The organism is Sphingopyxis chilensis, assembly GCF_035930445.1.
In the GTDB taxonomy this organism is placed as follows: Bacteria; Pseudomonadota; Alphaproteobacteria; order Sphingomonadales; family Sphingomonadaceae; genus Sphingopyxis; species Sphingopyxis chilensis.
The window spans coordinates 1,075,198-1,098,525 of record NZ_CP142394.1 but is presented as its reverse complement, the minus strand read 5'-3'; the positions used below and the strand labels follow the sequence as shown (position 1 = coordinate 1,098,525).

Annotated in this window: 30 protein-coding genes; 22 read left to right on the top strand and 8 right to left on the bottom strand. The window is 65.0% G+C overall.

Going from position 1 to position 23,328, the window contains the following annotated elements:
• Window positions 1-60 precede the first annotated feature (60 nt).
• Both VSX79_RS04965 and VSX79_RS04960 read left to right on the top strand, forming a co-directional pair.
• On the top strand, window positions 61-945 hold the full coding sequence (locus VSX79_RS04965) for a LysR family transcriptional regulator (protein WP_326914604.1): 885 nt from the start codon (window positions 61-63) through the stop codon (window positions 943-945).
• Between the two features lie 105 nt (window positions 946-1,050).
• Window positions 1,051-1,506, top strand: coding sequence for a nuclear transport factor 2 family protein (locus tag VSX79_RS04960; protein WP_179499252.1), 456 nt, complete (start codon window positions 1,051-1,053; stop codon window positions 1,504-1,506).
• Window positions 1,507-1,663: 157 nt separating this feature from the next.
• Here the strand turns inward: VSX79_RS04960 and VSX79_RS04955 are convergent, their stop codons facing one another.
• The 3 genes from VSX79_RS04955 to serB are packed head-to-tail and all read right to left on the bottom strand — an operon-like array spanning window position 1,664 to window position 3,254.
• Window positions 1,664-2,014 (bottom strand): DUF2200 domain-containing protein, encoded by a 351-nt coding sequence (locus VSX79_RS04955; protein ID WP_179499251.1) that lies wholly within the window; start codon window positions 2,012-2,014, stop codon window positions 1,664-1,666.
• Window positions 2,011-2,349, bottom strand: a complete 339-nt coding sequence (locus tag VSX79_RS04950) for a low molecular weight protein tyrosine phosphatase family protein (RefSeq protein ID WP_326915220.1) — start codon at window positions 2,347-2,349, stop codon at window positions 2,011-2,013. The genes VSX79_RS04955 and VSX79_RS04950 overlap by 4 nt, the downstream gene beginning before the upstream one ends.
• Before the next feature lie 20 nt (window positions 2,350-2,369).
• The gene (gene serB / locus VSX79_RS04945; protein ID WP_179499250.1) at window positions 2,370-3,254 is read right to left on the bottom strand and encodes a phosphoserine phosphatase SerB; all 885 of its coding nucleotides are present in this window, start codon (window positions 3,252-3,254) and stop codon (window positions 2,370-2,372) included.
• On the opposite strand from serB, the gene miaA reads away from it, so the two are divergent.
• From miaA to VSX79_RS04910, 7 genes are all read left to right on the top strand, one after another.
• A complete protein-coding gene (miaA, locus tag VSX79_RS04940; protein WP_326914603.1) occupies window positions 3,253-4,230 on the top strand; it encodes a tRNA (adenosine(37)-N6)-dimethylallyltransferase MiaA in 978 nt (325 codons plus the stop codon). The genes serB and miaA overlap by 2 nt on opposite strands.
• 73 nt (window positions 4,231-4,303) lie before the next feature.
• A complete protein-coding gene (ilvB, locus tag VSX79_RS04935; protein WP_179499248.1) occupies window positions 4,304-6,058 on the top strand; it encodes a biosynthetic-type acetolactate synthase large subunit in 1,755 nt (584 codons plus the stop codon).
• A gap of 5 nt (window positions 6,059-6,063) precedes the next feature.
• Window positions 6,064-6,582 carry an acetolactate synthase small subunit gene (gene ilvN / locus VSX79_RS04930; RefSeq protein WP_179499247.1) on the top strand — a complete coding sequence of 173 codons (519 nt, stop codon included), beginning with the start codon at window positions 6,064-6,066 and terminating at the stop codon, window positions 6,580-6,582.
• 96 nt (window positions 6,583-6,678) lie between these two features.
• Complete coding sequence (gene ilvC / locus VSX79_RS04925; protein WP_326914602.1) at window positions 6,679-7,719, top strand: ketol-acid reductoisomerase; 1,041 nt, start codon at window positions 6,679-6,681, stop codon at window positions 7,717-7,719.
• A 124-nt stretch (window positions 7,720-7,843) separates the two neighbouring features.
• On the top strand, window positions 7,844-8,980 hold the full coding sequence (locus VSX79_RS04920) for an 8-amino-7-oxononanoate synthase (RefSeq protein WP_179499245.1): 1,137 nt from the start codon (window positions 7,844-7,846) through the stop codon (window positions 8,978-8,980).
• Window positions 8,977-9,585 (top strand): dethiobiotin synthase, encoded by a 609-nt coding sequence (bioD, locus tag VSX79_RS04915; RefSeq protein ID WP_326914601.1) that lies wholly within the window; start codon window positions 8,977-8,979, stop codon window positions 9,583-9,585. The genes VSX79_RS04920 and bioD overlap by 4 nt, the downstream gene beginning before the upstream one ends.
• A 122-nt stretch (window positions 9,586-9,707) precedes the next feature.
• Complete coding sequence (locus VSX79_RS04910) at window positions 9,708-10,970, top strand: adenosylmethionine--8-amino-7-oxononanoate transaminase (RefSeq protein WP_326914600.1); 1,263 nt, start codon at window positions 9,708-9,710, stop codon at window positions 10,968-10,970.
• A 42-nt stretch (window positions 10,971-11,012) separates the two neighbouring features.
• Here the strand turns inward: VSX79_RS04910 and VSX79_RS04905 are convergent, their stop codons facing one another.
• Window positions 11,013-11,903 carry an OmpA family protein gene (locus tag VSX79_RS04905; RefSeq protein WP_326914599.1) on the bottom strand — a complete coding sequence of 297 codons (891 nt, stop codon included), beginning with the start codon at window positions 11,901-11,903 and terminating at the stop codon, window positions 11,013-11,015.
• Window positions 11,904-12,143: 240 nt separating this feature from the next.
• Window positions 12,144-12,629: a YHS domain-containing (seleno)protein gene (locus VSX79_RS04900; protein ID WP_326914598.1), complete on the bottom strand. Its 486-nt coding sequence runs from the start codon at window positions 12,627-12,629 to the stop codon at window positions 12,144-12,146.
• A gap of 159 nt (window positions 12,630-12,788) precedes the next feature.
• On the opposite strand from VSX79_RS04900, the gene VSX79_RS04895 reads away from it, so the two are divergent.
• The 5 genes from VSX79_RS04895 (at window position 12,789) to leuA (ending at window position 17,000) form a co-directional block, all read left to right on the top strand.
• Window positions 12,789-13,199, top strand: a complete 411-nt coding sequence (locus tag VSX79_RS04895; RefSeq protein ID WP_326914597.1) for a hypothetical protein — start codon at window positions 12,789-12,791, stop codon at window positions 13,197-13,199.
• Window positions 13,200-13,289: 90 nt separating this feature from the next.
• Window positions 13,290-13,931: a YceI family protein gene (locus VSX79_RS04890; protein WP_326914596.1), complete on the top strand. Its 642-nt coding sequence runs from the start codon at window positions 13,290-13,292 to the stop codon at window positions 13,929-13,931.
• Between the two features lie 90 nt (window positions 13,932-14,021).
• Window positions 14,022-14,372 carry a hypothetical protein gene (locus VSX79_RS04885; protein ID WP_179499237.1) on the top strand — a complete coding sequence of 117 codons (351 nt, stop codon included), beginning with the start codon at window positions 14,022-14,024 and terminating at the stop codon, window positions 14,370-14,372.
• 147 nt (window positions 14,373-14,519) lie between these two features.
• A complete protein-coding gene (locus VSX79_RS04880) occupies window positions 14,520-15,029 on the top strand; it encodes a rhodanese-like domain-containing protein (protein ID WP_179499236.1) in 510 nt (169 codons plus the stop codon).
• Between the two features lie 306 nt (window positions 15,030-15,335).
• Window positions 15,336-17,000 carry a 2-isopropylmalate synthase gene (gene leuA / locus VSX79_RS04875; protein ID WP_326914595.1) on the top strand — a complete coding sequence of 555 codons (1,665 nt, stop codon included), beginning with the start codon at window positions 15,336-15,338 and terminating at the stop codon, window positions 16,998-17,000.
• Between the two features lie 207 nt (window positions 17,001-17,207).
• On the opposite strand, the gene VSX79_RS04870 is transcribed toward leuA, so the two are convergent.
• Complete coding sequence (locus VSX79_RS04870) at window positions 17,208-17,504, bottom strand: endonuclease domain-containing protein (RefSeq protein WP_326914594.1); 297 nt, start codon at window positions 17,502-17,504, stop codon at window positions 17,208-17,210.
• Between the two features lie 420 nt (window positions 17,505-17,924).
• Between VSX79_RS04870 and VSX79_RS04865 the strand changes: the two genes are divergently transcribed.
• From VSX79_RS04865 to VSX79_RS04830, 8 genes are all read left to right on the top strand, one after another.
• Entirely contained in the window at window positions 17,925-18,821 is an 897-nt protein-coding gene (locus tag VSX79_RS04865; RefSeq protein ID WP_326914593.1) for a hypothetical protein, read from the top strand.
• A 74-nt stretch (window positions 18,822-18,895) separates the two neighbouring features.
• Complete coding sequence (locus VSX79_RS04860) at window positions 18,896-19,255, top strand: hypothetical protein (RefSeq protein ID WP_326914592.1); 360 nt, start codon at window positions 18,896-18,898, stop codon at window positions 19,253-19,255.
• A gap of 284 nt (window positions 19,256-19,539) precedes the next feature.
• Complete coding sequence (locus tag VSX79_RS04855; protein WP_179499231.1) at window positions 19,540-19,746, top strand: cold-shock protein; 207 nt, start codon at window positions 19,540-19,542, stop codon at window positions 19,744-19,746.
• A gap of 2 nt (window positions 19,747-19,748) precedes the next feature.
• A complete protein-coding gene (gene infA / locus VSX79_RS04850; RefSeq protein ID WP_179499230.1) occupies window positions 19,749-20,009 on the top strand; it encodes a translation initiation factor IF-1 in 261 nt (86 codons plus the stop codon).
• Between the two features lie 90 nt (window positions 20,010-20,099).
• Window positions 20,100-20,246 (top strand): hypothetical protein, encoded by a 147-nt coding sequence (locus tag VSX79_RS04845; RefSeq protein WP_179499229.1) that lies wholly within the window; start codon window positions 20,100-20,102, stop codon window positions 20,244-20,246.
• A gap of 25 nt (window positions 20,247-20,271) precedes the next feature.
• Window positions 20,272-20,475: a hypothetical protein gene (locus tag VSX79_RS04840; RefSeq protein ID WP_179499228.1), complete on the top strand. Its 204-nt coding sequence runs from the start codon at window positions 20,272-20,274 to the stop codon at window positions 20,473-20,475.
• A gap of 35 nt (window positions 20,476-20,510) precedes the next feature.
• Window positions 20,511-21,044 (top strand): GNAT family N-acetyltransferase, encoded by a 534-nt coding sequence (locus VSX79_RS04835; RefSeq protein WP_326914591.1) that lies wholly within the window; start codon window positions 20,511-20,513, stop codon window positions 21,042-21,044.
• 117 nt (window positions 21,045-21,161) lie between these two features.
• On the top strand, window positions 21,162-21,536 hold the full coding sequence (locus tag VSX79_RS04830; RefSeq protein WP_326914590.1) for a glycine zipper 2TM domain-containing protein: 375 nt from the start codon (window positions 21,162-21,164) through the stop codon (window positions 21,534-21,536).
• 27 nt (window positions 21,537-21,563) lie between these two features.
• On the opposite strand, the gene VSX79_RS04825 is transcribed toward VSX79_RS04830, so the two are convergent.
• The gene (locus VSX79_RS04825) at window positions 21,564-21,860 is read right to left on the bottom strand and encodes a hypothetical protein (RefSeq protein ID WP_179499226.1); all 297 of its coding nucleotides are present in this window, start codon (window positions 21,858-21,860) and stop codon (window positions 21,564-21,566) included.
• 244 nt (window positions 21,861-22,104) lie between these two features.
• Window positions 22,105-23,208: a choice-of-anchor A family protein gene (locus VSX79_RS04820; RefSeq protein WP_326914589.1), complete on the bottom strand. Its 1,104-nt coding sequence runs from the start codon at window positions 23,206-23,208 to the stop codon at window positions 22,105-22,107.
• Window positions 23,209-23,328 lie beyond the last annotated feature (120 nt).

Here is a 23,328-nt window from a genome sequence, read left to right as displayed (position 1 = left end):
GCGCCGCGCGACAAAGCATCATTTCTCGACAAAGCCATGAAGATAATTGATGACTGACCGATGGATCGTGCCCAACTCCCGCTCAACGCCCTCCGCGCCTTCGAGGCGGCGGCGCGCCACCTCAACTTCACCCGTGCGGGGATCGAGCTCCACGTCAGCCAGGGCGCGGTCAGCCATCAGGTGGCGCAGCTCGAACGCCGCCTCGGCACGCGCCTCTTCCACCGCCTGCCGCGCGGCCTCGCGCTCACAGACGAAGGCCATGCGCTCGTCCCCGTCGTCGCCGATGCGTTCGACCGCGTCGCCGCGACGCTCGACCAATATGCGGACGGCCGCTTCCGCGAGGCGCTCAAGGTCGGCGTCGTCGGCACCTTCGCGACCGGCTGGTTGCTCCCGCGCCTAAATGCCTTCGCACGCCTTCACCCGTCGATCGATCTCCGCATCTCGACCAACAACAACCGCGTCGATCTCGCGGGCGAGGCGCTCGACTATGCGATCCGCTTCGGCGACGGCGCGTGGCACGGCACCCACGCCGAACCCTTGCTCGCCGCGCCGCTGGCGCCGCTATGCGCGCCCGCGATCGCCGCGCGCCTCAAGACCCCCGCCGACCTGATCCACGAACGCCTGCTCCGCTCGTACCGCGCCGACGAATGGGCGCTGTGGTTCGCCGCCGCGGGGGTTCCGGTCCCCGTCCTGCGCGGCCCCATGTTCGACAGCTCAGCCCTGATGGCCGCCGCCGCCGCCGCAGGCCAGGGCGTCGCACTCGCACCGCCGTCGATGTTCACCCGCGAACTCGCGGCCGAGCTGCTCGTCCAGCCCTTCGCGACCACGATCGACGCCGGCCGCTACTGGCTCACCCGCTTGATGTCGCGCCCCGAAAGCGAGGCGATGCAGCGTTTTCGGGCATGGTTGGTCGATGAAATCGCGCGCGACGGCCCGCTTTCCTGAGAGAGCTTCAAAAAAATCACACCTCCTTGTTGACATCGTAAACATTGATCCCATTTGGATATCTCCAATGTTTACATTGTTAACACCAGTTTCAGGAGACGCATCATGTATCACGCCATTGTCCGCCGTCAGGTCCGCAAGATCTTCGCCGGCCTCAGCCGCGGCGACTGGGAGTCGGCGCTCGCCGGCATGGCCGACCGCTTCGAGCATATCTTCCCCGGCGACCACGCCCTCGGCGGCACGCGCCACAGCAAGGCGGGCCTGCGCGCCTGGTTCCAGCGCCTTTTCGCGGTCCACCCGGTGCTGAAGTTCGAGATCAAGCATATCGCGTCGAGCGGCACGCCATGGGACACGACGGCCGTGATCGAATGGCGCGACCGCGCGGTGATGGCCGACGGCGATACATCTTACGTCAACGACGGCGTCCACATCATCCGCCTGCGCTGGGGCAAGATCGTCAGCCTCCACCCCTATCTCGACACCGCAAAATATGCCGCGGCGCTGAAGCGCCTCGCCGACACCGGCTTCGCACCGGCGGCCGCCCCGCCGATCGAGGATTAGGGACAGCTTCGGGGCGGTGAGCTGACCCACCCAATATTGTCATCCTCGCGAAAGCGGACACCCGGAGCGCGCGTAGGCTGATCCCACTCCGGGTTCCCGCTTTCGCGGGGATGACGAAATAGAAAAGCGCGCGGCACCTATCGCTCGAAACCAGCCCTTACCCGCGAAGGATCTTCACCATCGCCTTGCCCCTGGCGAGTTCGTCGATCAGCTTGTCGAGATAGCGGATCTCCTTCATCAACGGGTCCTCGATAGTCTCGACCCGGATGCCGCAGATCACGCCCGTGATCAGTTCGCGCGCCGGATTGAGCGCGGGCGCGGCGTCAAAGAAATCCTCGAAACTCGTCCCTTTCGCCAGCTCCGCCTCGAGCGCCGTCTGGCTATATCCGGTCAACCACCGGAAAATCTCGTCGACCTCGGCCTTCGTCCGCCCCTTCTTCTCCGCCTTGGCGATATAATGCGGATACACGCTCGCGACGCTGATCGAATAGATGCGGTGTTTGGTCATACGGCCTCTACATTCGGCAGATATCGGGACATCTTCACCTTCAAAAGCTGGACCAGTGCCCCGTCCATAAACTCATAATCGTCCGGGATGTCGAGGCAGATGACACGCGCGTCCTTCAGCGCGGCCCGGTACCGCGTCCGAAGCTTGTTTCGATGCGCCTTTTCCATCACGAAGATAATATCGGCCCAGCGCACAAGTTCGGACGTCAGCGGGTTCTCCGCATCATTGTTGGTTCCCGCCGAGTCCGTTTCGATTCCCGGATGGTTGGCGAATATTTGCTCGGCCGTCGGGCTGCGCAGCTTGTTCTGGCTGCACACGAACAGGATGTTGATCACCTTCGCCAAACGGCCCGGCCCTACCCCAGCACCCAGCTCCGCCGCGGATAGCCCTGCGCCCAGAGCAGCGCCGTCAAATCATGGTGCCGGATCACCGCCGCCGCGGCTTCGCCCGCCGAGGGATGCGGATAATAGCCCACCCCGAGCCCCGCGCTCGTGATCATCGGGATATCGTTCGCGCCGTCACCCACCGCCAGCGTGTCGGCAAGCGGCAGGCCGTGCTTCGCCGCCTCGGCCTTCAGCGTCTCCAATTTGGTGCTGCTGTCGACGATCGGCTCGCGCACCCTGCCGGTCAGCTTGCCGCCCGCGATCTCCAGCTCGTTCGCAACCACCTTGTCGAACCCGATCGCCTCGCCCACCGGCCCGGCAAAGGCGGTAAAGCCGCCCGACACCAGCACCGACCAGGCGCCATGTGCCTTCATCGTCTGGATCAGCGTGCGCGCGCCGCGCGTCAGCCGCACCCGCTCCATCCGGCAATCGGCGAGCGTCGATTCGGGCATCCCCGCGAGCAGCCCGACCCGTTCCTCCAGCGCGGCGCGGAAATCGAGTTCGCCGCGCATCGCGCGCTCGGTGATCGCCGCGATTTCGGGCTTCAGCCCCGCATAGTCGGCGAGTTCGTCGATGCACTCGACGGTGATCATCGTCGAATCCATGTCGGCGATGATCAGCTTCTTGGTGCGGTCGCCCAGCGGCTGGACGACGATATCGAGCGAACCATGGTCCATATGCGCCAGTTCCTTGCGCGCGCTGACCAGGCTGCCGTGAAAGACGATGTCGGCCGCGTCATGCTCGTCGATCCAGTGCGGTGCGCCGACATCGTGCCCCGTCGCAGCCAGCCGGTCGATCCCTTCGCGAACCACCTCGTCGGTCAGCTTTCCGGCTGCTATCAGCGTCGCGACGAACATGGCATCTCCTTCTTTCTCGACCGCCAAGACGCGGCAGCCTGTGGCACTTATCGCCGGACCCACCGCCAGCGGCAAGAGCGCTTTGGCGGTCGCGCTCGCAAAATCGCTCGGGGACGGGACGCCCGGAAACGCGATGGTGGTCAATGCCGACGCAAGCCAGGTCTATGCCGACCTCGCCATCCTCTCGGCGCGCCCCACGGACGAAGAGATGGCGGGCGTGCCGCATCGCCTGTTCGGCCATGTCGACGCCGCCGAGGCGCATAACGCCGCGCGCTGGGCGGGTGAAGCGCGCGCCGAGATTGCTGCGGCGCACGAAGCGGGCATCGTCCCGATCCTCGTCGGCGGCACCGGGCTGTACCTGCGCACCCTGCTCGCCGGCATCGCCCCCGTGCCCGAAATCGACCCCGAAATCCGCGCCGCCGTCCGCGCGCTCCCGGTGGCCGAGGCGCATGCGGCGCTGACCGATGCCGACCCCGACGCCGCCGCGCGCCTTGCGCCCGCCGACACCACGCGCGTCGCGCGCGCGCTCGAGGTTGTGCGTTCGACCGGCCGCACATTGGCCGACTGGCAGCAGGCGCGCGAAGGCGGCATCGCCGGCGACATCGCCCTCGCCCCGCTGATCCTCCTGCCCCCGCGCGACTGGCTCCGCGAGCGCTGCGATGCCCGCCTCGTCCAGATGTTCGACGGCGGCGCGATCGAAGAGGTCGAAGCCCTGCTCGCGCGCCATCTCGACCCCGCCCTTCCCGCGATGCGCGCGATCGGCGTACCGCAGATCGCGGCCTATCTCGGCGGCGAGATCGGCCGGGCCGATGCGCTCGAGCAGGCGCAAGCGGCGACGCGCCAATATGCGAAGCGCCAATTCACGTGGTTCAGGCACCAGCCCCCGTCCGACTGGCCGCGCCATCCGGAGTCATTAAACATCGATTCTATTGACCAATTAGCAATTATATTACGTGATAAGCTGTTGACAGGATAGAATCATACACCTATTGCCCGCAACCCTGTCGCAGCGCACAAGCGCTGCGTTTTTGGTTGGAAGGAGTTTCGTCGTGACGGAAATGAGCGGTGCCGACATGGTGGTTCAGGCGCTGGTCGACCTTGGGGTCGATACGGTGTTCGGCTATCCGGGCGGCGCGGTCCTTCCGATCTATGACGCGCTCTACAAGCACCCGACGATCCAGCACATCCTCGTCCGCCACGAACAGGCGGCGACGCACGCGGCCGAGGGTTATGCGCGTTCGACCGGCAAGCCCGGCGTCGTGCTCGTCACCTCGGGCCCCGGCGCGACCAATGCGGTCACCGGCATCACCGACGCTTTGCTCGATTCGATTCCGATGGTCGTGCTCACGGGACAGGTCCCGACGACGTTGATCGGCACCGATGCCTTCCAGGAATGCGACACGGTCGGCATCACGCGCCACTGCACCAAGCATAATTATCTCGTCATGGACCCCGACCGGCTCGGCCCGGTGATCCACGAGGCGTTCCATATTGCGACGCACGGCCGCCCCGGCCCGGTGGTGATCGACATTCCAAAGAATGTACAGGTCGCGACCGGCACCTACAGCGTGCCCGAATTCATCCAGCACAACAGCTATCGCCCGCAGGTCGAACCCGACGCCGATGCCATTGCGCAAGCGATCGACATGATCGCCGCGGCCGAACGCCCGGTCTTCTACACCGGCGGCGGCGTCATCAACGCCGGCCCCGATGCCAGCGCCGCCTTGCGCCAGCTCGCGTCGCTGACCGGCGCGCCGGTCACCTCGACGCTGATGGGCCTCGGCGCCTTCCCCGCCGACGATCCGAAATGGCTCGGCATGCTCGGAATGCACGGCACCTACGAAGCTAATATGGCGATGAACCGCGCCGACCTGATCATCGCGGTCGGCGCGCGCTTCGACGACCGCGTCACCGGCCGCCTCGACGCCTTCTCGCCCGATTCGAAGAAGATCCACATCGATATCGACAGGAGCTCGATCAACAAGATCGTCCCCGTCGACCTGGCGGTGGTGGGTGACGCGGGCCGCGCGCTCGATGCGCTGATCGCGGCGTGGGCCGACAAGGGGCACAAGGCGCGCGACCTTGGCGAATGGTGGCGCCGCGTCGATGGCTGGCGCGCGACGCGCTGCCTCGACTTCCCCGAAAAGCAGGATCCCGGCGCCGACATCATGCCGCAGCGCGCGGTGAAGGCACTGTTCGACGCAACGCGCGGCATGGACCCGATCATCACGACCGAGGTCGGCCAGCACCAGATGTGGGCGGCGCAGCATTTCGGCTTCTCGGCCCCGAACCGCTGGCTCACCAGCGGCGGGCTCGGCACGATGGGCTATGGCTTCCCCGCCGCGGTCGGCGCGCAGATCGCCAACCCGAACCGCCTCGTCATCTGCATCGCGGGCGAAGCCAGCCTCCAGATGAACATCCAGGAAATGGGCACGGTCGCGCAATACCGGCTGCCGGTGAAGATCTTCATCCTCAACAATGAATGGATGGGGATGGTCCGCCAGTGGCAGGAGCTGACCTACGAAAGCCGCTATTCGAACAGCTATTCGGACAGCCTGCCCGATTTCGTGAAGCTCGCCGATGCCTATGGCTGGACCGGCCTGCGCATCGACACGCTGGGTCAGCTCGAGGACGGCATCGCGACGATGATCGACACGCCCGGCCCGGTGATCGTCGACTGCCGCGTTGCACAGCTCGCCAACTGCTTCCCGATGATCCCGAGCGGAGCGGCGCACACCGACATGATCCTCCAGCCGAATGACATCACCGGCACGATGGACGACGAAGCCAAGGCACTAGTGTAAAACATATGAAAATCAAGACCGAAGCCGGCGAGCGCCATGTGCTCGCCATCACCGTCGATAACGAGGCCGGGGTGCTCGCCAAGATCACCGGGCTGTTCACCGCGCGCGGCTATAATATCGAAAGCCTGACCGTGGCCGACATCAGTTCGGATCACGCGCTGTCGCGCATCACGATCGTCACCAACGGCCCGCCGCCGATCATCGACCAGATCATCGCGCAGCTCGACCGGCTCGTCCCCGTGCACAAGGTCATCGACCTCAACGACGCGGGCGAGGCGCATGTCGAGCGCGAGATCGCGCTCGTGAAGGTCGCGGGCACCGGCGACAAGCGCATCGAGGCGCTACGCATGGCCGACGTCTTCCGCGCCAAGGTCGTCGATACGACGCTCACCAGCTTCATCTTCGAAATCACCGGGAACAGCGACAAGGTCGACCGCTTCATCGCGCTGATGCGCGAATGCGGGCTGGTCGAGGTCGGCCGCACCGGCGTCGTCGCCATCGCCCGCGGGTCAGAGGCGCTGTAAACACCGTTAACATCGGGTTCCGGCATCAGGTTGGCGCCCGCTCTCCCACATCAAATCACCCCCTAGCGGGGCCACAGGACTAGAAGGGGTTTTCCAATGCAGGTTTATTACGATCGCGACGCCGACCAGGATCTGATCAAGGGCAAGAAGGTCGCCGTCGTCGGCTATGGCAGCCAGGGCCACGCCCACGCGCAGAACATGCGCGACAGCGGCGTGAAGGAGGTCGCGATCGCGCTCCGCACCGGTTCGGCGACCGCCAAAAAGGCCGAAGCCGCGGGCTTCAAGGTCCTGTCGAATAAGGAAGCCGCCGAATGGGCCGACGTGATCATGATCGCCGCCCCCGACGAGCATCAGGCGAAAATCTATGCCGACGACATCGGCCCCAACATGAAGCCCGGCGCCGCGCTCGCCTTTGCGCACGGCCTCAACATCCACTTCGGCCTGATCGACGCGCGCCCCGACATCGATGTCTTCATGGTCGCGCCGAAGGGCCCCGGCCATACGGTGCGCAGCGAATATCAGAAGGGCGGCGGCGTCCCCTGCCTGATCGCGGTTGCGCAGGAAGCACAGGGGGCGGGTTCGTCGGGCAACGGCTATGCCAAGGCGCTCGCCCTCTCCTACGCATCGGCGGTCGGCGGCGGCCGCAGCGGCATCATCGAAACCACGTTCAAGGAAGAGTGCGAAACCGACCTGTTCGGCGAACAGGCGGTGCTCTGCGGCGGCATCACCCATTTGATCCAGGCCGGGTTCGAAACGCTCGTCGAGGCGGGCTATGCCCCCGAAATGGCCTATTTCGAATGCCTCCACGAAACCAAGCTGATCGTCGACCTCCTCTATGAAGGCGGCATCGCGAACATGCGCTATTCGATCTCGAACACCGCCGAATATGGCGACATCAAAACCGGCCCGCGCATCATCACCGACGAAACCAAGGCCGAAATGAGGCGCGTCCTCGCCGACATCCAGTCGGGCCGCTTCGTCAAGGACTTCGTGCTCGACAACCAGGCCGGCCAGCCCGAACTGAAGGCGAGCCGCAAAGCCGCCGCCGCGCATCAGCTCGAAAAGACCGGCGCTGAACTGCGCGCGATGATGCCGTGGATCGCCAAGAACCAGCTCGTCGACAAGGCGAAAAACTAAACCGCCAACAAACCTCGTCATTGCGAGGAGCGTAGCGACGAAGCAATCTCCAGGCATCGGCCTCGTGCAATTTCGCGGGCTGGAGATTGCTTCGCTCCGCTCGCCATGACGAATTGAGGAAGCGATGCCGAACTCTCCCTTCGACACCCACCGCCGCGACCTCGACGCGCTGGCGGCCCAAAGCCGCCGCCGCGCCCTCGCGCCGCGCGCCGGCCGCGATTTCGCGTCGAACGACTATCTCGGCCTCGCCGACAGCGAAGCACTCCGCACCGCCCTCGCCGCCGGCATCGAACGCGGCCTCCCTGCCGGATCGGGCGGCTCGCGTCTGCTGCGCGGAAATCACGCAGAGCATGAGGCGCTGGAAGCGCATGCCGCGCGCCATTATGGCAGCGAGGCCGCGCTCTTTTTCGCGACCGGCTTCGCCGCCAACGCCGCGCTGTTCGCGACGCTGCCGCAGCGCGGCGACCTCGTCGTCCACGATGAGCTGATCCACGCGAGCGCGCACGACGGGATGAAGCTCGGCCGCGCGGGAACCGTCGCCGCCGCGCACAATGACGCGCAGGCGTTCGACGACATCATCACCCGCTGGCGCGCCGGTGGCGGCGCCGGAACGCCGTGGATCGCAGTCGAAAGCCTCTACTCGATGGACGGCGACCGCGCCCCGCTCACCGCGCTCGCCGAAGTCGCCGACCGCCACGACGCCATATTTGTGGTCGACGAAGCGCACGCAACAGGGGTGTTTGGCCCCGGCGGCGCCGGCCTCGCGCACGGCCTGCCGCGCCGCGACAACCTTATCACGCTTCACACCTGCGGAAAGGCGCTCGGCGCCGAAGGCGCGCTGCTGTGCGCCCCCGCGGTCGCTTGCGACTTCCTCGTCAACCGCGGCCGCCCCTTCATCTTCTCGACCGCGCCCTCGCCGCTTAGCGCGTGGCTCGTCCGCCAGGCGATCGAGATCGTCGCCAACGAGCCCGAACGCCAGGCGCGCCTCCACGCGCTCGTCCGCTACGCCGCCGAACGCCTCGTTCCGCTCGGCATTCCCGCCAGCGGAACGCAGATCCTGCCCGTGATCATCGGCGACAACGACCGCACGATGCGCATCGCGGCAAGCCTGCGCGATGCGGGCTTCGACATTCGCGGGATCCGTCCGCCGACGGTGGCGGAAGGCACGGCCCGCCTCCGCATCGCGATCACGCTCAATGTTGACGAGGTTAATATCGACGAGATGGCCGACGCGCTCGCCGATGCAATGGCGGCCGCATGACGCGCTTCGTCGTCACGGGCACCGACACGGGTATCGGAAAAACCATATTTTCCGCAGGCTTGGCGCAGGCCACCGGCGCTTCCTACTGGAAACCGATCCAGTCGGGTCTCGAAGACGAGACCGACAGCGAGGTCGTCGCGCGCCTCGCCGGGGTGCCGATCATCCCCGAGGCCCACCGCCTCGTCACCCCCGCCTCGCCGCATATCGCCGCCGAAATTGACGGCGTTAACATTAACGTCGAAAGCGTCACGCCGCCGCCCGGCGACCTTATCGTCGAGGGCGCCGGCGGCGCGCTCGTCCCGGTCACGCGCACGACCCTCTACGCCGACCTCTTTGCGGCATGGCAGATCCCCGTCATCGTCTGCGCGCGCACCGCGCTCGGCACGATCAACCACAGCCTGCTGACGATCGAAGCTTTGCGAGCGCGCGGCGTGCCGATCCACGGCCTCGCCTTCCTTGGCCACGCGGTGGAGGACAGCGAGGCGATCATCGCGGAAATCAGCGGTGTGCGCCGGCTGGGCCGGTTACCGATCATCGATTCGCTGACGAGCGAAGCCTTGACGAAAGCATTAGACGCGAACTTCGACCTCGCCGATTTCCGCTAGCTCATTCATGTTCCCCGGCGAAAGCCGGGGCCCACGGAAACGTCTCGCTGGCCCCCGGCTTTCGCCGGGGAGCACGGGGTTTCGTCTTTCGCGGGGATGACGAAGGAGTATAGGAACGCGCGATGACAACGCCCCCCTCCCCCATCTGGCACCCCTTCACCCAGCACGGCCTCGGCGACCCCATCCCGCTGATTTCGCACGCCAAAGACGCCAAACTCCACGCCGCCGACGGCCAAAGCTGGATCGACGCCATCTCGAGCTGGTGGGTCACCACCCATGGCCATGCACACCCGCGCATCATGGCCGCGATCCGCGACCAATCCGAAAAGCTCGACCAGCTCATCTTCGCCGGCTGGACGCACGAGCCCGCCGAAACGCTCGCCGCCGAACTGATCCGCATCACGCCCGATCCGCTCACGCGCGTCTTCTTCTCGGACTCGGGTTCGACCAGCGTCGAGGTCGCCTTGAAGATGGCGCTCGGATACTGGTTCAACATCGGCGAGGCGCGCAGCCGGATCCTCGTCCTCGAACACAGCTATCATGGTGACACGATCGGCACGATGTCGGTCGGCGAGCGCGGGGTCTACAACCGCGCGTGGCAGCCCCTGCTCTTCGACGTCGATACCATCCCCTTTCCGCACGAAGGGCTGGAACAAGCCACGCTCGACGCGCTCGAAGCCGCGTGCGTGCAAAAGCCCGCCGCTTTCATCGTCGAACCCTTGATCCTCGGCGCCGGCGGTATGCTCGTCTATCCCGCGTGGGTGCTTACCGAAATGCGTAGCATCTGCGCGCGCCACGGCGTCCTGTTCATCGCCGACGAGGTGATGACCGGCTGGGGGCGCACCGGCACGCGCTTCGCCTGCGATCAAGCGGGAGTCATCCCCGACATCGTCTGCCTGTCGAAAGGGCTCACCGGCGGCGCGCTGCCGCTCGCGGTCACGCTCTGCATCGAGCCGATCTTTCAGGCGCATTATTCGGAAGACCGCGGCAGGGCCTTCTACCATTCGTCGAGCTACACCGCGAACCCGATCGCCTGCGCCGCCGCGAACGCGAACCTCGCTATCTGGCGCGAGGAGCCCGTCCAGGCGCGCATCGACGCGCACGCCGAGGCACAGGCCGCGCATCTTTCACTGCTGTCGCACGATCCCCGGCTGGAGAAACCCCGCCGCCTCGGCACGATCGCCGCGCTCGACATGGTGGTGGCCGATGGCGGCTATCTGTCGAACCTCGCGCCGCGCCTCATCGCTTATTATCGCGACCGCGGCGTCCTGCTCCGCCCGCTCGGCAACACGCTCTATGTGATGCCGCCCTATTGCATCACGCCGGACGAGCTGGCGCAGGTGTGGGATGCAATCGCGGCGTCGCTCGAGCTTCTCGGGGACTGAAGCCCATGTAATAAGGGGTGGGCAAAGCCCACCCCGCACATCCTACATGCCGTCGAGGCCCTTGCTGACCATGATATTCACCGCGACACGGCGGTTCTGCGCCTTGCCTTCGGGGGTGGTGTTGTCCGCCGCCGGGTCGGCTTCGGCCATGCCCGTCGGGGTCAGCATGCGATAGGGCTTCCAGCCGCATGCCTGCTGCAGGTGATTGACCACGCGGCCGGCGCGCTTTTCGCTGAGCACCTGGTTGAGTTCCTGGCTGCCCGTCGAATCGGTGTAGCCGACGACGAGCAACAATGCGTTGTCCATGCTTTCGGCCTGCGTCGCGGCAGCGCAAAGGTCGGCCTTCGCCTGTTCGGTCAGCACCGCCTTGCCGGTGTCGAAGTTCACGTTCGTCGTGCCCTTGACGTTATACTGGTCGATGTCGCCGACGCGGCCGCGCAGCGCTTCGGTCGCCGCTGTCTGCTCGGCAAAGCGCTGGTCGGTGCCGGTGTGGATCATCGACGCGGTGCGCAGGTCCTTGCTCTTGAGGTTGACCTCGTTCGCCACCAAGCCGCCGTCCCATTGCAGGGTGTCGACCTCGACCGGAAGGCCGTTGAGCAGCGAATTCGCCGGGAGCTTGTCGCGGTCGAGGCCCAGGAAGCCGCCGCTGCTCTTGATCTTGGTGTATTCGGCGATCGCGATCGCCGTGTTGTTGCCGTCGGCGGTCGTGACCTGCATCCGGCCGTCGCTACGCGCGGAGATGATGCCTTCGACCTTCGGCCCCTTGGTCATCTCTTCGGGCGACGGCAGCTGCCCGTAAACGGTCGTCATGACTTCACTGTCGGACGCCTCTTGCGCCTGCTCCTGCGCCTGCGCTGTCAGGCCGCCCATGGCCGGTGCGGCGAGCATCGCCAGCATCAGCATTGCGCCTGAACTTTTCGAAACGGCACCCATACCCTACTCCTTCAATTGAACCTGCTGCCCCCGCAGCATGAGCCCGCCCGTTGACGTGACCCTTTCTGGCACATGAATACTCGCGGAAATGGGGAAAGTTGCGCAGGTCATCGGCCGTTTTGCACGGCAAACCGATAAGCCCGTGTGGCGCAATCGGAATTTTTTATGCGCAAACCCGGTTTTTATGGAACCAAAGCGGATTGGCTCGGGCAGGGGGGCCGGCTCCCCGGCCCCGCCATCTCATCCGCCGAATTTGGCGTCGTCGGGCATCGCCACCCAATTTTTCTCCGCCGACGCGATATAGCCCGCGCGGTCCTTGTCCCACTTAGCCTTCACCTCCTGGTTGAAATTCAGGTAAAGCTTGCCGTCGACGATCGCATAGGCGAGCGGATCGCCGGGCGCGAGATAACCGCGCGACATCGCCCACGCGCAATGCCCGCCATATTGCGGCATGAACGCCGCCGGATCGGCCTGGAATTTCGCCGCATGGCCGGCGCTCGCGAAATGATAGACCGCGCCGTCATGCTCGACGGCAAAGGCGGCGTCGCCCTTCACCGGCACGCCGTCGCCCTCGAAATAGCTCACCGCATCATAGCCGCTCACCGCGATGTTGCCACCGTCAACACCGACGTAGACCGGCTTGGCATAGGCCTGCGGCGTAAAGGCGGCGACCGACAGCGGCGCGAGCACCGCGGCGAGCAGCGCGAAAAGGGCTTGGTTTTTCATGATGTATCTCCATCTGGAAGGCATCGGCCCCGCGCCGGCCTTCGTCGTCACCCAGTTCGCGCCAAAAGCGTAAAGCGTTACGGGCGGGCAGTTCGGCTTAGGTTCATCTGCGCCCTTCCATCCGGGATCGCGGGGATACGGGGTCTGGGAACGCGATTTGTGACGAAGAAAAAGACCGGCCTCCTTTCCCTCCTCGCGGCGCTCACCCTCGCCGCGCCCGCGTTCGCGCAGGACGACGACAGCCTCGCGCAGTCGGGCTCGCCGCCCGAGCGGACCTCGGTGCTCTACACCTATGGCGACGAACCTTGCCCCGAACCGCAGGAGGGCGAGATCGTCGTCTGCGCGCAGGAGCCTGAAACCGAACGCTACCGCGTGCCCAAGGAATTGCGCGAGGAATTGAAGGAGGAAGATGTCGTCGGGGGCGGCAGCTGGACCTCGGCGGTCGAAGGCTATGAAAATGTCGCGCGCGCCAGCCGCCCGAACAGCTGCTCGCCGGTCGGCAGCTACGGCTTCACCGGCTGCGCCGCCGCGGCGCTGCGCAACTGGTTCGAGGCCCGTCGCGCGCGCTGACGCCGAACCGAAACGCTGCGTTTCTCCGCCGCTTGTTGACGCCAACCCATGCCGTCGCCTAGCTTTCGCCTCCCCAACAGGAGATCGTTCATGCGCCGCATTGCCCCCCTTGCCGCTATCGCCCTTCTCGCCGCCGTCGCGACCCCGATCGTCGTCGCGCAGGGCGGCTCCGCCCCCGGCGCGCCCGACAAGTCGCGCGTCACCGCGGGCACCTATGCCGCCGACCCCGGCCACACGATGGTCGTCTGGGAAGTCGATCACCTCGGCTTCAGCAAATATACCGGCATCTTCGGCGATGTGACCGGCACGCTCGTCATCGATCCCGCCAACCCCGCCGCCGCCAAGGTCGACGTGACGATCCCCGTCGCCAAGGTCACCACCGCCAGCGCCGGCCTGACCAGCCACCTGCTCCGCGCCGGCAAGGACGGCGGCAAGCCCGACTTCTTCGGCGCCAATCCCGCCGACGCCAAATTCGTGTCGACCAGCGTCGTCGTCGATGCCGAGGGCGACGAGGCCAAGGTCATGGGCAACCTGACCCTCAACGGCGTGACCAAGCCCGTCACGCTCGACGTCGATTTCCACGGCGCGGGCCTCGGCATGAACAAGAAGGAAACCGTGGGTTTCGAAGCCGAAACGACGATCAAGCGCAGCGATTTCGGCGTCTCGATGGGCATTCCGATGGTCAGCGACGAGGTCGAGCTCGAAATCCACGCCGCCTTCGAAAAGCAGTAAGTCGCGCGCACCCCAATCTGTCACACGCGCCGCGTATCAGGGGGCGGGACCGGCGATGGCCCCGCCCCTTTTCGCACAAGGAGCCGTGTGATGAGCGAACTGGTACGTGAAATCGTCGAAGTGAACGCCGGAATCGACGGCGACGAGGACAATCCGGTGCTGGTCGTCGAGGTCGAAGGCCTTGCGCCCACCGCGGGCTGGACCAATGTCCGGCTCGACCCGCATGCCTATATCACTCCGCCCGACGACGGCGTGCAGGATTTCGACCTCGTCGGCGACCGCCCGGCAGAGGCCGCCGAAGTGCTGAGCGAAGTCGAGGCCGGATGGGAAGGCCCGCTGCAGGACTGGTGCATCGGCGTGCGCGTCCACGCGGTCGACAATCTGATCGAGGACGAGCTTTTCGAACCGTGGGACGAGGACGACGAGAGCGAAGCCGCTTAAGTCCTTCGTGATTTTCCTTCATCGTTTGAGATTTCAAGCCCCTGCACTGCGCCGGGCCGCGAGGCCCCTTGCGGCCCGGCGACATTTTCGGTTCATCACACAGCCAGCAAGCCCGGCCTAGCCTCCCCCAATCAAGGGAGGATCCTCATGCGCCCGCTGCTTCTCGCCCTCGCCCCCATCTTCGTCCCCATCTTCGTCGGCGCCGCCGCCCCCGCGCTGGCGCAGGCCAATCCCCAGATCGACTATCCCGCCTTCCAGGCGCTCACCGCCTCCGTCGCCGCCGAACGCGCCGCCCGCCTCATCGCCTTCGACGCTTTCAAGGCCGAAGCCGCGAAGCCGGGCACCCTCCTCCTCGACGCGCGCTCGCAGGACGCCTTCGCGCGCGGCCACATCAAGGGCGCGGTCAACCTTCCCCTCACCGATTTCACCGCGGAGAGCCTCGCCGCAGTGATCGGCGCGAATCCCGACCGCGCCATCCTCATCTATTGCAACAATAATTTCTCGAACCACCGAAGCCCCGTGCCGCTGAAACGCGCCGCGCTCGCGCTCAATATCCAGACCTTCATCAACCTCGTCGGCTATGGCTATCCCAACGTCCGCGAACTCGCCGACGTCGTCGATTTCACCGATCCGCAGGTGGAGTGGGTGACGGGATAACCGCTCGACCCACTTCGTCATTGCGAGCGTAGCGAAGCAATCCAGGAGCGGCCTTGTACCGCTCTGGATTGCCGCGCGGCTGCGCCGCTCGCAATGACGAACGGAGGCAACCCGCGCAATTTTCACACTCCCCCCTTGCCAAACGCGACATTTTGAACCAATAGCCTGCCCATGCGCGGTAACGCCCTTCTTCTTCTGCGACTTACACGCCCTTGGGCGTGACACTGGCTGCGCGCTAGTCGCGGCCACCCGCTCAAGGGTCCGATCGACAAAGCACCGCAACCACCCGAAGAAGAAGCCAACACCATGACCATGCTCCGCGACCCCTCGGTCAAATATAGCGCCTTTCCGCAGATTCCCCTGGGAACCCGCGAATGGCCCGGCCGCACGATCACCCAGGCCCCGATCTGGCTCTCCACCGACATGCGCGACGGCAATCAGGCGCTGATCGACCCGATGGATGCCGAGAAAAAGGCGCGCTTCTTCGACCTGCTCGTCCGCATCGGCCTCAAAGAGATCGAAGTCGGCTTCCCCAGCGCCGGCGCGACCGAATTCGACTTCATCTCCGGCCTCGTCCGCGACGGCCGCATCCCCGACGACGTCACCCCGCAGGTGCTGACGCAAAGCCGCGCCGACCTCATCCGCACCAGCTTCGACAGCCTCGCGGGCGCGAAAACCGCGATCGTCCACGTCTACAACGCCGTCGCCCCCGCGTGGCGCAAGATCGTCTTCGGCATGGACAAGACCGACATCAAACAGATCGCGATCGACGGCGCCAAGCAGCTGCGCGACAATGCCGCGCGTCTGCCCGATACCAACTGGCGTTTCCAGTACAGCCCCGAATGCTTCTCGACGACCGAGATCGATTTCAGCATCGAGGTTTGCGAAGCGGTGATGCAGATCCTTGCACCCACCACCGACAATCCGATCATCCTCAACCTGCCCGCTACAGTCGAGGCGGCGACGGCGAACATCTACGCCGACCAGATCGAATATTTCGGCAAGAATCTGCCCAACCGCGACGCCGCGATCCTCAGCCTGCACACCCACAACGACCGCGGCACCGGCGTCGCGGCGGCCGAGCTCGGCCTGCTCGCGGGCGCCGACCGCGTCGAGGGCTGCCTGTTCGGCAATGGCGAGCGCACCGGCAACACCTGCCTCGTCACCATCGCGCTCAACATGTACACGCAGGGCGTCGATCCCGAACTCGACTTCTCGAACATCGACGAGGTCATCCAGACGGTCGAATATTGCAACAATCTGCCCGTCCACCCGCGCCACCCCTATGGCGGCGAACTCGTCTACACCGCCTTCTCGGGCAGCCATCAGGACGCGATCAAAAAGGGCTTCGCCGCGCGCGAACGCCAGAATGACGAGCGCTGGGAAGTCCCCTACCTGCCCATCGACCCCGCCGACCTCGGCCGCAGCTATGAAGCGGTGATCCGCGTCAACAGCCAGTCGGGCAAGGGCGGCGTCGCCTGGGTGCTCGAACAGGACAAGGGCCTGAAACTCCCCAAGAAGATGCAGGCGAGCTTCAGCCATGTCGTGCAGGCACTCGCCGACGAAACCAGCCGCGAACTCGGCGCCGAGGACATCTGGCAAGCGTTCGAGCGCCAGTATCTGGCGACCGAAGCCAAGCGCTTCCAGCTCGTCGACTGGTCGGAGAGTCATGCGGGCACCGACCGCATCTTCGCCGGCAAACTCACCATCGACGGCGCGACGCGCAGCGTCAGCGGCCGCGGCAACGGCCTGATGAGCAGCGTCATCGCCGCGCTGGCCGAGAGCGGCGGCCCGATCATGGACATCGTCGACTATAGCGAGCACGCGATCGGCCAGGGCAGCAATGTGCAGGCCGCGGCCTATGTCGAATGCCGCACCGCGGACGGGAAGAGCCTGTTTGGCTGCGGGCTGGACACCGACGTCGCGACGGCGAGCGTGCGGGCGATTTTGTCGGCGGCTAATGGGGCCTGAACAATCCTCCCTGTGGCGCAGCCATGGGGAGGTGGCAGTCCGCAGGACTGACGGAGGGGCCAATGGCGCGACCGTCGCTGCCCCTCCACCACCCTACGGGCGGTCCCCCTCCCCATGCCTTCGGCACAGGGAGGATTGAGCACGCCAATCCTCCCTGTCGCGTAGCGATGGGGAGGGGGACCGCCGCGAAGCGGTGGCGGAGGGCCCCTAGCGCGACGCCAAAATCAACCGAACCAACCCCTCAACCACAGCATCAACATCCTTCAAAACATCCGAAGCCCCCACCCGAACCACAACAAAACCCTGCCCCCTGAGCCACGCATCGCGAGCATCATCCTGCTCCACCCGAAAATCATGCGCCAACCCATCAACCTCAACGATCATCTTCGCCTCAGGCGCATAAAAATCCGCCACAAACCGCCCCACCGGATGCTGCCGCCGAAACTTCACCCCACCCGGCCGCCCCCGCAGCCGCTGCCACAACAGAACCTCGGGAGGCGACATCTGCCGCCTGAGCCCCCGCGCCACCTTCACCGTCGCCCTAGAAGTCAAACGCCCCACAACCCCTCCCCAACCAATCCTCCCTGTGGCGAAGCCATGGGGAGGTGGCAGCCGCAAAGCGGCTGACGGAGGGGCAATGGCGCAACGCCCCAGCCCCTCCACCAACGCCTGCGGCGTCGGTCCCCCTCCCCATGCCTACGGCACAGGGAGGAAATCAAAAACCCCAACCACCCCCACCCCGGACCAAACCCCCAAATCCTCCCTGTCGCAAAGCGATGGGGAGGGGGACCGCTCGCGCGGCGAGTGGTGGAGGGGCGATGGCCGAGACCACTCGTAAAGATTATATAGACGATAGAGTTCCCGCCATTTACTCACTTGTGCCTCATTATTAGTATGCAGCGGGCGACATCGTGGTGATGTGTTTTGTTTGATGATGTGAGATCGACATTCGTTCACAATGTCGTAGCGACATATGACGAGTATGTTGCTCAACGCGACATCGATCACGCCGGTCGAGATCAGCACCTACGCAGCGCAGTATCGTCCGCAATAGCACTCTATCATTTTAGGGAACATATCCCGGGAACTTTGCGCCCAGCATACAAAATCATTGTACAGAAATGCCCCGAATATCTTTTGTTGCGCGGGGTGACAAACGCTGGAAAGCACAAAATCCCGAGGCAGGAGCCGGTGTTAGTCTCAGACGCCAAAGACATTTTAGAACGACTGGTTTTGGTTCAATATGACGACGAGAACGGTGATTATTTCCACGCCCAGACCGTCATAAATGTTCGCTGCACCGATAACACTCTCCGGAATTTAGACGCGGCGCTTACGCGGACTCTAAACTATTGGGGAAAATTCCTATATTCGGCTGGGATCCTTAAATATACCGATCGCCCGGAACTGCCCGCCCCTGGAAGTTTCTATATTCCAAGAGCCAACGCGTCACGCAGGCTCAACCTTGAAGCTGCGCGAGGGCTGAATTTCAAACAGCACATTCAGTTTCTTAAGTTTGATAACTCACTAGGCCGCGCCGTACCTATCGACATTGAAGGCATGCAATCTGAAGGCCACGTTTATAAAGCCCAAGAGCATTTCTTTGACGTCAAAATGACTCATCCGCAGATCGGCGAGGTCATCGTAAGCTTACCCCTAACTGGCCCGGAGAATCTAGAATATCACCTTCTCCATCCCGACGAACGCGGCGCATTTGTGGAAAAACTCGCTAAAGATCACCACGATGAAATCGTTAAAATGATCGAGCGGGAATTGAAACGTCGTGACGAGAACAACGAAGACACCGCTTCCCAGCGGTAACCACATTTCCTCTTTCCTACAATTCACCCATATGGTTCATTCTATCGGCTTCACCTAACCGAAAGGACGAATCGATGGACGACACCCCGCACAACCCCGCCACCATCCCCGCCCCCGGCAGCTACCACTGGACCTCCAAACTCCAGCGCGAGTTTCTCGAAGCCTTCGCCACCAACGGGTCGGTGAAGATTTCGGCGGCCAAGGTCGGCATGTCGCCGTCCGCCGTCTATCAGCTGAAGCAGCGGCCCGAGGGCGCGGCGTTCAAGCTCGGCTGCGCCGCGGCGCTGCTGATCGCGCGCGGGCGGCATGAGGAGACGAGCACGATCCTGCGCAAGGAAGGGCCGCAACCATGCCAAGCGGCCGCTTTGCCCCGGCGATCGAGCCACCCGCGCAGCGACGCGGGAAAGTCCGTGCAAAATTCGCCTCCCGCCTGAAAATAATCGCGACTTATTTCTGCGGCCGGCCGAAATAAACCGCCGCGTCCTTATCGTGTTGCGCGCCGCATCGGGCGCCCGAACGCGCTCGATAATTCGCCGCAATTTCACGGCAATTTGCCCATGATCTTGACTTTTCGCGATCAATCCTCCATATGGGTCCCGCTAACGTCGCCTGCGACGGAATTTGACGGCCCCTTGGGGCAGACTCTTCCCTTCACATGCTACCAGCTCCGCCGGTGCTTTTGCCGGTGGATTCCCGTTTCTCGTGAAAGGAAACACCCATGGCCATCGGCACAGTAAAATTCTTCAACAGCGACAAGGGCTACGGCTTCATCGAAAATGAAGACGGCTCGGGCGACAGCTTCGTCCACATCACCGCGGTCCAGGCCGCTGGCATGGACACGCTGAACAAGGACCAGCGCGTCTCGTACGAGCTCGAAACCGGCAAGAACGGCAAGGTCTCGGCGATCAACCTCCAGTCGGCCTGATTTTGGCCAAAGAGGAACTCATGACCTTCGAGGGGCAGATCGACGAGATCCTGCCCGACGGGCGCTTCGGCGTCATGCTCGAAAATGGTCATCGGGTCATCGTCTACACGGCTGGCCGGATGCGGCGTTTCCGCATCCGGTCGGTCGTCGGCGATGCCGTGCGCGTCGAAATGACGCCCTATGACCTGACCAAGGGCCGCCTCGTCTATCGCGAACGCGGTGGCGGGCCGGTCGTCCCCGGCCAGCGCAAGCAACGGCGCTGACCCTTAGCAACGACGGCCGGCGCGAGAGGCGCCGGCTTCCACGACAACAATAACTACAATGACTTGTAATTAAAAATAAAGATGATGACTATGTTTGATACCCATTCGATTTTCCCGCGTCTTGCGGGGCTTCCGCTCGCCGGCAAGGCGATCACCCTTCCCTCGGCGCCGCGCCGCCGTTCGCCGACGCTGTCGCGCCGCGAACTCCGCCGCCTGATCGCCGACATGGTCGACTAAGACCCAGCTCGAAAGGCCCGCTTCGATGTCCGCCACCCGCGAATTCTATCTGGCACAGGCCGCCAAGTGCGGCACCGAGGCCGCGGAGACGGCGTTGGGGCAGGTCCGCGACCGCAATTTGCGTGCCGCCGCCGCGTGGCAGGCGATGGCCGACAAGCTCGAACGCGCCGAAACCGCGCGCGCCGAGCGCGAAGAGGCCGTCGCCAAGCTCCGCGCCGCCACCTCCTAGACCGCTCCCGACCCCGTCCGCTACAGGCCGACGCGATGTTCACGCACCGCATCGCCACCGCCGCCGACCTCGACGCCCTGCGCGACGTGATGGCGCGCGCCATCGCCGAACTGCAAAAAGGCTTTCTGTCCGCCGCGCAGATCGCGGCGAGCCGGGCGGTCATGGGCCTCGACACCCAGCTGATCGCCGACGGCACCTATTTCGTCGTCGAGAACGGCGGCCGGATCGCGGGGTGCGGCGGCTGGTCGCACCGCGCGACGCTCTATGGCGGCGACCACAGCAAAGACCTGCGCGATCCCGCCCCGCTCGACCCCGCCGTCGATGCCGCGCGCATTCGCGCCATGTATACCCATCCCGATTTTGCCCGCCGCGGCGTCGGCCGGCTGGTCATGACGCTCTGCGAGGATGCGGCGCGCGCCGCGGGATTCCGCCGCGCCGAAATGATGGCGACGCTGTCGGGCGAACCGCTCTACCGCGCCTGCGGCTACACGCCCATCGAACGGGTCGAGGTGCCGGGTCCGGACGGTGTCCCGGTTCCGCTCATCCGCATGGGAAAGGCGCTGCGTTGAGCCCCGGTCGGCAAAGGCGCGGCAAGGGAACCGAAAGGCCGATGCGACGTTCTCGCCGTTCAGCCGGGGTTACAATCGATCGTGGCACGGTCGATCATGCCAAGGAAAGGACAAGAGATGCGCAAGACCCTTATCGCAGCCGTCATGGCGGCCATCGCCCTTCCCGCCGCGCCGGCGCTCGCCGATCCGCCGCCCTGGGCACCCGCACACGGCAAGCGCGCGAAGCAGGCCGCCATCTACGACAGCTATGGCCGCTATTACGAACCACGCCGGCTCGACCGCGGCTCGCGGATATGGCGCGGCGATGATGGCCGTTATCGCTGCCGTCGCGACGACGGGACGACCGGCCTGATCATCGGAGGTGCGGTGGGCGCACTCGTCGGACGCGAATTGGACGGCGGCCGCGACCGAACCGTCGGCACGATTATCGGCGCCGCCGGCGGCGCGCTGCTGGGCCGGGCGATCGATCGCGGCGAGCTACGCTGCCGCTGATTGCAGCCCCGGCCGCGCGCCGGGGTCTCAGTCGGCGACCCAATAATCGGCGGCGCCCCCCGGCTCAAACCCGCGCCGGCAAATCACCTCGCCCCCACTCGACAATTCGGCCCATTCGCCGATCGGCTCGCGATCCATCATCGCCAGCGCCGCGGCGACATCCTCGGCCTCGAACGCGACGCGCTTCTCCATCCCGAACCAGGCGTCGCGATATCTGAGGACGAAAGCGGTCAGGGGGCGGACGTCGGCAACGGAGTCGGGGCGCGGCAGGCAGTCGCAGCCGCCGTCGCCTTGCCCGATGGATGTGGCATGGGGGAATTTCATGGGGGAGAGCCTTCGGTGGGGGAAACGAAGGGGGCGGTCGCATCGGCCCGTCGAGCCATGACCGCCGCCGGGCGAGATTTGGCGGGTGAGTTACCTCCTGTCGGCGCGCAAGCGCGATCGGATCATCACGCCGGAACGCCGCGATGCCCATAAAAAGATACGTTATTTCATTGTCATAAGTCGCACCTCGGCCCGCCCTCACCTTCGACGAGCGGCCGGTTCAAATCGACAAACGACTTGACGGTTATCGCTCGCCCCGACGCGCGCGGCGACGTTGCCAAAGGATCAACCCGGCGACACCCAGCCCGAACAGGCCGAACATCCCCGGCTCGGGAACCGGAATCGCGTCGCCGCCGGACGAACCGCCGCCCGACGATCCCCCCGTCGAGCTGTCGCCGCCGGTCGATGTGCCGCCCGACGGCGGGGTCACATAGCCGCCCTTGAAGGTGCCGATGTGCATTTCGCCGTTCTGCCTGAGGTTGCCGAACACCCCCGACCCCTGGATATAATTGCGCGTCTCGGCGTCGGCGAGCGGCGCGAGCACCGAACCGCCCCACGCGGTCGTCAGCGTCAGTTCCTCGGCGTCGGGAAAATTCCAGATCACCCGCTCGCCAAGGTTGTTCGTGCCGCCGAGGAAATTGTCGTTGAGCGTGGCGGTCCGGCCGCTGACGTTGACGATCGCGGTGTCGGCGCCGCCCAGGTCGAATTGAATCTCGCCGATCCTGTCGAGGTCGGCGGCGGCGATGTTGAACACCGCGAGCCCCTGCGCATTCGGCTGCGCGTTGAAAACGCCCCGATTGCCCTGCACCGTCATCCGACTGGTCGCCGCCAGCGTGCCCATGTCGAACGACAGGCTGCCGAGGCTGCTCTTGAGGTCGGCCTTCTGCTGCTGCAGCCCCAGCCCGAACGCCGGGTTCGTCGCGTCGAGGTTCGCGACGACCATATTCTGGTTGACGTTGGTGTTGCGGATCATCCCGCCGACCTTCACCGTCTGGTTCGGTCCGTTGAGGTTGAAACCGCTCGTCACATTGCCGCCGACGACCGCTCCCGACCCGTTGTTGAGGTTCTTGTGGCTTCCGTTGACGTTGCCGACGACGGTCAGCCCCGGCTGGCCGTTCGGCGACGCCAAGGCGCGGATGCCGTAATTGGACGAATTGCCCGTCAGATTGCCGCCGACGAAGGTCCGCCCCTCGACCTCGGACGAGGATTCGAGGTTGCCGAGCACGACGAGGTTCCATTCGCGAAGCGCGTCGATGCCCGTTATCGTCGCCGTCTGCGCGGCGAGTGGCGGGGTCAACGCGATCGCGAGAAGCGCGGCGGAAATCGGGATGCGTGTCGGGAAAGCCACGGGTTTGTTGTCCGGTTGCAAATGGGAAAGCGCGGGCGCTCCTAGAGTGTTCGTCGTCGCACCTACACCGAAGTGCGACGGGCCGTTGTCCCGTTCCGGAACATCGGACGATTTTCGGCG